Raw genomic sequence first — 6,361 nt, forward strand, 5'->3', positions numbered from 1 at the left:
TTTATACGCATCATAGTAATCGTTATAATAAAAATTCTCTTTTTCTGTTATTATTTAATTTCAAATGTAATTGGTAATGTATATCCAACTTTAACTGGTTTTCCTTCATGTTTTCCTGGAACCAATTTAGGAAGCTTTCTTACCACAGATTCAGCATATTCTTTCAACTTAGGGTGAGGCGCTCTTGCATTGATAACAATTACATTACCTTGTTCATCAATTTTAAACTGAACATATATTCTTTTAGTTCCCGGTTCTAATCCTAAACTGTTAGCAAATTTCACATCAAAATTTTCTTGGATATAATCCCTAATATTAGCATTAAAAATTTCTTTTCCTTTTTCTTTTCCCACAAAAGAAGGTGATTCATCTAAAATTGAGAAAGGAATCATATCTCCATAATCCGGTTTATTAGACTTTGTTGGTTTTCTTATTATTTTAAGCATATCAACAAAAAGCACTTTTCTACCGTTCTCTCCTTCAAATACACGAAGCTTAAAATCTTCGCCAACATCTTTAAATGAGTTTTTTCTTTTTAAAAATTCATCTTTTTCTTCTTCCGATAAGTCTTTGAAATCATACTCTTTAGAGTTAGGTGGATTTTTACCTAAAAATATATCCATAAGATTCTTGGAACCAGATATTGGAGGTGGCGGTGGAGGTGGGAAATTTCCTTTTTCCTCTATTACAATATCTCCTTTATCTGTATTAAGTTCTTTTTCTGAACATGCTGTATATAGCAACATACTCAATAATACGGGTGCAAGTAATAAATACTTTAACTGCTTAATTTTTGTTGATCGTTTTTTTGTCATCATAATGATTCTCTTTTTTAGTAGCGAATTTTTATAAAACTGATTTACAAATGATATTTTTTCAACTTGAAACACTTGTTCAAGTAAACTGTTTATGTAGATTTTTGTTTCATGTGATTTACTAGCAACTTCATCGGAAAGAAACTCGTGTACAGTAGCTATTCTTTTTTGATAAACCCATAGAATAGGATTAAACCACATGCCAATTTTTAGTAATTCAAAAAACAATAAATCTACTGTATGTTTTTGTTTAGCATGTACTTGTTCATGCTGAATGATTTTATCTCTTCGTTCTAATGGTATATCACTACCAATAAAAATGAAATTAAAAAAGGAAAAAGCTTTTGTTGTATTTGGAAGAAAAATCAATTTATATCCGTTATACCTTTCTACATGATTCTTTATTAAAAGTTGTAAAATTCCATATAGCTTAACTATGAAAAGCAAGGTAAAAACAACTACACCTGTCCAAAATAGCGCATCTAAATAACTAATAGATTGATACCATTCTTGTTTTTCGATAATGGTTTGTGGAGACAATATAACTTCAGGCAATAAAATACTGTATTCTTGAGGAACTGCTTTTTGAAAACTAGAAATTTTAATGAACGGTACTACAAATGAAACAATAACGGAAGCAATTAAATAAAATCGGTTTTTGGTAAAGAATGTTTCTTTACTTAAAAACAAATCATAAATAGCTAAAAATAAGGTTTGAAATAGTACAACTTGAATAATGTAATGTAACATAGCATTTATTTTTTATTACTTTTTTCTACTTCTTTTAAAATGGTTTCCAACTCTTTGATATCAAGTTTATTTTCTTTCATAAAAAAAGAAACCATGCTTTTAAATGAACCTCCAAAATATCCATTCATTAATTTATGCAGACTCTGATTGCTATATTCCTTTTTGGCTATCAATGGAAAATATACATATCCTCTACCTTTGGCTTTGTGTCCAACAAATTCTTTAGTCTCTAATATTCTAATAATTGTTGAGACTGTATTATAAGCAGGTTTAGGATCTGTTAACTCAGCAATAACATCTTTTACTGATGCTTCATCTAAATCCCATAAAACTTGCATTATCTGTTCTTCGGCTTTGGTTAGTTGTTTACTCATAATTCTTATATTTTACTTTACCACATTGAGCAAATTGATTGTCTCTTGTTAAATCTATAGTTAATTTATCTAAATTATTTTTTAACAAGCTTACATAAGTGTTTTTAGTTTCATCACTTACATGCTCATTTTTAATATTCACTAAAAAATAATTTATAGTTCCATCCTTCTTGAAATAAATTTTATTTACAACTGTAATACTAGAATCAGCAACACCCCAAGAAAAATTATTCTTAGTTAAAACATCATTAACTGTATTATGAAAGCTACTCCAAGATTTTAAAATAGTTTCATACTCTTCTTTATCTGAAAGACTTGGGTTTAATAAATTAATATAAGAATCATCCAGTTGTAACTTTTTAATTTTTTCATACTCTGTTAAGTTATGAAGACTAACTACACTTCCCTTTTCTTGCTTACATGAAAATAAAGTGATAAATACCACAATTACTCCTAAATACTTTTTCATCATAATAATCGTTTTTAAAACTCTCTTTTACAAATATAACTAAAAAATTAGTTTAAACTAATTTTTTAGTTATAAATTATTCAAATCGTATGTAACAATCTAAAAAACTGCTCGTCATATAATTAAATTATCATAAATTCTATGGATATTTTACTAACACTAGCAGGACTTATATTTGTCTGCTTAGGAATTATTGGTTCATTCTTACCTATATTACCTGGACCAATTACTAGCTGGGTTGGGTTATTTTTGTTGCATCTTACAAAAGCTATTCCTCAAAACTGGACATTCTTAGGCATCACACTTTTTATTGCTATACTAATTTTTGTGTTGGATTATTTTATTCCTGCCATGGGAGCAAAACGATTTGGAGGAACTAAATACGGAGCATATGGAACTACAATAGGATTAATTATAGGACTCTTCTCTCCTATTCCTTTTGGAATTTTAGTGGGAGCTTTTTCAGGTGCTTTTGTTGGAGAACTTCTGTATGATAGTAAAGACACAAACCGAGCATTAAAAGCTTCTATTGGAGCATTCATAGGATTCTTGGCTTCAACTTCAATAAAGTTCTCTATTGCGAGTGTTTATTTTATTCTATTTATAGGTAAAGTTTGGGAATATCATACAGAAATATTCTAAAATGAAGTAGCTATAAAATAAAAAAGCAACCCGTTAGGGAAGCTTTCCATTGGTTAACAAAACCTAGGCAATTTCTTGCCTCACAACACAACTAAATGCTGTTTTTAAAATTAAACAGCCTGCGAATATACAAACTTTTCACATACTGCCAAATAAATTTCACTTTTTTTATTTTTTTCACTTAAAAAGAAGATTGTTTAATTCTTCAATTGATTGTATCTTTGCGCCTTTAATTTAAACCACTTAAAATAATTAACAATGCAATTATCAGAACAAGAAATTGTACGTAGAGAAAAGCTTACCAAATTACGTGAGCTTGGAATTAATCCATATCCAGCAGACTTATTTCCTTTAAATTCTAATTCGAAAAAGATTAAACAGAATTATAAGGAAGGTGAAAAGGTTATTATCGCTGGTAGATTAATGTCTAAAAAAGTACAAGGAAAAGCTTCGTTCGCTGAATTGCAAGATAGTGAGGGTAGAATTCAAATATACTTTAACCGTGATGAAATTTGTCCTGGAGAAGATAAAATGAAGTATAATGATTTGTTCAAAAAACTATTAGACTTAGGAGATTTTATAGGCCTTGAGGGAGAATTGTTCAAAACTCAAGTTGGTGAAATTACTGTAATGGTTAAAGATTTTAAATTATTGAGTAAATCTTTAAAACCATTGCCACTGCCAAAAACGGATAAAGACGGTAAAGTATATGATGCATTTACTGATCCTGAAATGCGTTACAGACAACGTTATGCTGATTTAGCTGTTAATCCTCATGTAAAAGAAGTTTTTGTAAAAAGAACTAAGCTTTTCAATGCAATGCGTCAATTTTTTAATGATGCTGGATATTTTGAAGTAGAAACTCCGATTTTACAACCAATTCCTGGTGGAGCTGCTGCTAGACCATTTATTACTCACCATAATTCATTAGACATTCCTTTATATATGAGAATTGCTAACGAGTTATATTTAAAGAGATTAATCGTTGGTGGTTTTGATGGTGTTTACGAATTTTCTAAGAACTTCCGTAACGAAGGTATGGATAGAACGCATAATCCTGAATTTACAGCAATGGAAATTTATGTTGCATATAAGGATTACAATTGGATGATGGAGTTTACAGAAAAGTTATTAGAGCACTGTGCTATTGCTGTAAATGGTACTACTAAAGCAACTTTCGGTGAGCATGAAGTAGATTTTAAAGCTCCTTATGCAAGAGTTACTATGGCTGATTCTATTAAACACTTTACTGGTTTTGATATTAACGGTAAATCTGAAGAGGAATTATTTGAAGCTGCCAAAGGAATGGGAATTGAGGTTGACAAAACCATGGGTAAAGGAAAGTTAATTGATGAGATTTTTGGAGAAAAATGTGAAGGAAATTACATTCAACCAACTTTCATTACAGATTATCCAAAAGAGATGTCTCCATTATGTAAAGAGCATAGAGATAATCCTGAATTAACGGAACGTTTCGAATTGATGGTTTGTGGTAAAGAAATTGCTAATGCGTATTCCGAGTTAAATGATCCAATTGACCAACGTGAGCGTTTTGAAGCACAGTTAAAATTAGCAGATCGTGGTGATGATGAAGCTATGTTTATTGATCAAGATTTCTTACGTGCATTAGAATATGGTATGCCTCCTACATCTGGATTAGGAATTGGAATGGATCGTTTAATTATGTATTTAACCAACAATCCATCTATTCAAGAAGTATTATTCTTCCCACAAATGAAACCAGAAAGAAAAGCTCCTTCTGTTGAATTAAATGACGATGAGAAAGCGTTATTAGCTCTAATAGAAAAAGCAGAGAAAATAGATTTAAATGAATTAAAAGCTCAATCTGGATTGAGTAATAAAAAATGGGATAAGACAATTAAAGGTCTGACAAAAAATAACCTTGCTAAAGTTTCTAAAATGGAAGAAGGCTTATTTGTTGAGATTGTGTAACTATAGGTTTTTATACCTTAGAAATAATACTAAAAAGCGGCTATATTTTTATAGTCGCTTTTTTATTTTTATCGAAATGTTAAGTAAACTTTAAGTCTAAGCACTTCACTTTGAAGCTTAAAAAAAAATATTATTTTTGGCTTCCCAATCCCCTAAATACAATAGTTTGAAAACTAAATTTTTATTCCCCCTAGCACTAACAGTACTGTCATTTAGTGCATACTCGCAACAAGCAGAAACTTGTGAAACTCCATCTAGTGATCCTGTATTAGACTTAAATAGCATCACAAAATGTACCATTGAAAAAGATGACACGAAAAAAACTAAAAAAGTATCATTTGAAGTTTCTTCAAGGAAAAGAGTACGTCGTAAAAGAGATTTGGCAAAAAGCGCCGTCACTGGCGGATACCAACAAACGGTTTCTGAGGTAAAGAAAAAAACAAATCTTATTACAGATTTATCTTTAGAAGATGAAAGTAAAAACGGAATCGTTTCTTTTCACTCAGTAGATCAAATCCCTTTATTCGATAAATGTGAAGATACTCCTTACTTAGAACAAGAAGCATGTTTCAGAAAATTGATGTCTCATCATATTCAAGTAAACTTTCAATATCCTAAAAAAGCTTATAAAGAAGGAATTCAAGGTAGAGTAATGGTGAACTTCATAATCGATAAAGAAGGAAATACAAAAATTACTGATGTTTTATATCCTTATAATGGTGAGCTTCTAAAAGAGGAAGTAGAGAGAATAATTAACAAGTTGCCACAATTTGTTCCTGGTAAACATTTGGGAAGAGCTATTGATGTTCAATATACGCAACAAATAAAATTCAAAATCCCAGGTGTAAAAAGAACTAATATTAGACCAAAGAAAGTTGATGAAATAGATAATGACAAATCGTATACTTTTGAAGAACTAAAGGAAGTTCCTCTTTTTGAAGAATGTGAAAAGCAAAATGATAGTAGTTCTGATTGTTTTATTACTGAGCTTCAAAAACATGTTCAAGAGAACTTTGCATATCCTGTTGATGCTATTAATGCTGATATAGAAGGAACTGTAAACGTAAGTTTTGTTATTAGTAATAAAGGTAGAATTGTAAATATTAGAACTAAAGGTCCTGACGATGCTAAAATTCTTGAAGTTGCAGCTGAACAATTGATTAGAAAACTTCCAAAGTTTAAACCAGCATTAAAAGATGATGTTCCTGTTCATACTATTTATGAATTCCCAATTAGTTTTAAACTGAATTAAACGAATTCAAAAAACTAAATCACTCTGTACTGAAAGTACAGAGGTTTTATTATACTGGGGACTAAAAGTCCCCTTTTTCATTCTAATATAAAATTAGAATTATCCG

The 6,361-nt window shown here is 29.9% G+C and carries 6 protein-coding genes; 3 read left to right on the plus strand and 3 right to left on the minus strand.

Annotated features, from left to right (window positions below; translation table 11 throughout):
• Nucleotides 1–50: 50 nt before the first annotated feature.
• From EV195_RS16070 to EV195_RS16080, 3 genes are read right to left on the minus strand one after another with little or no spacing between them, the layout of a single operon-like run.
• Entirely contained in the window at nt 51–1,565 is a 1,515-nt protein-coding gene (locus EV195_RS16070; RefSeq protein ID WP_132796000.1) for a M56 family metallopeptidase, read from the minus strand.
• A gap of 5 nt (nt 1,566–1,570) precedes the next feature.
• The gene (locus EV195_RS16075) at nt 1,571–1,939 is read right to left on the minus strand and encodes a BlaI/MecI/CopY family transcriptional regulator (RefSeq protein ID WP_132796001.1); all 369 of its coding nucleotides are present in this window, start codon (nt 1,937–1,939) and stop codon (nt 1,571–1,573) included.
• A complete protein-coding gene (locus EV195_RS16080) occupies nt 1,932–2,411 on the minus strand; it encodes a hypothetical protein (protein ID WP_132796002.1) in 480 nt (159 codons plus the stop codon). Before EV195_RS16080 ends, EV195_RS16075 begins: the two co-directional genes overlap by 8 nt.
• A gap of 138 nt (nt 2,412–2,549) precedes the next feature.
• On the opposite strand from EV195_RS16080, the gene EV195_RS16085 reads away from it, so the two are divergent.
• The 3 genes from EV195_RS16085 (at nt 2,550) to EV195_RS16095 (ending at nt 6,255) form a co-directional block, all read left to right on the plus strand.
• A complete protein-coding gene (locus tag EV195_RS16085; RefSeq protein ID WP_132796003.1) occupies nt 2,550–3,050 on the plus strand; it encodes a DUF456 domain-containing protein in 501 nt (166 codons plus the stop codon).
• A gap of 258 nt (nt 3,051–3,308) precedes the next feature.
• Complete coding sequence (gene lysS, locus EV195_RS16090) at nt 3,309–5,003, plus strand: lysine--tRNA ligase (protein WP_132796004.1); 1,695 nt, start codon at nt 3,309–3,311, stop codon at nt 5,001–5,003.
• Between the two features lie 166 nt (nt 5,004–5,169).
• Nucleotides 5,170–6,255, plus strand: a complete 1,086-nt coding sequence (locus EV195_RS16095) for an energy transducer TonB (protein WP_132796005.1) — start codon at nt 5,170–5,172, stop codon at nt 6,253–6,255.
• Nucleotides 6,256–6,361 lie beyond the last annotated feature (106 nt).

The organism is Tenacibaculum skagerrakense (assembly GCF_004345825.1).
Lineage (GTDB): Bacteria > Bacteroidota > Bacteroidia > Flavobacteriales > Flavobacteriaceae > Polaribacter > Polaribacter skagerrakensis.

Coding starts and splice junctions, on each gene's coding strand:
- EV195_RS16080 (WP_132796002.1), bottom strand. CDS start 2,411: ATGATGAAAAAGTATTTAGGAGTAATTGTGGTATTTATCACTTTATTT.
- EV195_RS16085 (WP_132796003.1), top strand. CDS start 2,550: ATGGATATTTTACTAACACTAGCAGGACTTATATTTGTCTGCTTAGGA.
- EV195_RS16070 (WP_132796000.1), bottom strand. CDS start 1,565: ATGTTACATTACATTATTCAAGTTGTACTATTTCAAACCTTATTTTTA.
- lysS (WP_132796004.1), top strand. CDS start 3,309: ATGCAATTATCAGAACAAGAAATTGTACGTAGAGAAAAGCTTACCAAA.
- EV195_RS16075 (WP_132796001.1), bottom strand. CDS start 1,939: ATGAGTAAACAACTAACCAAAGCCGAAGAACAGATAATGCAAGTTTTA.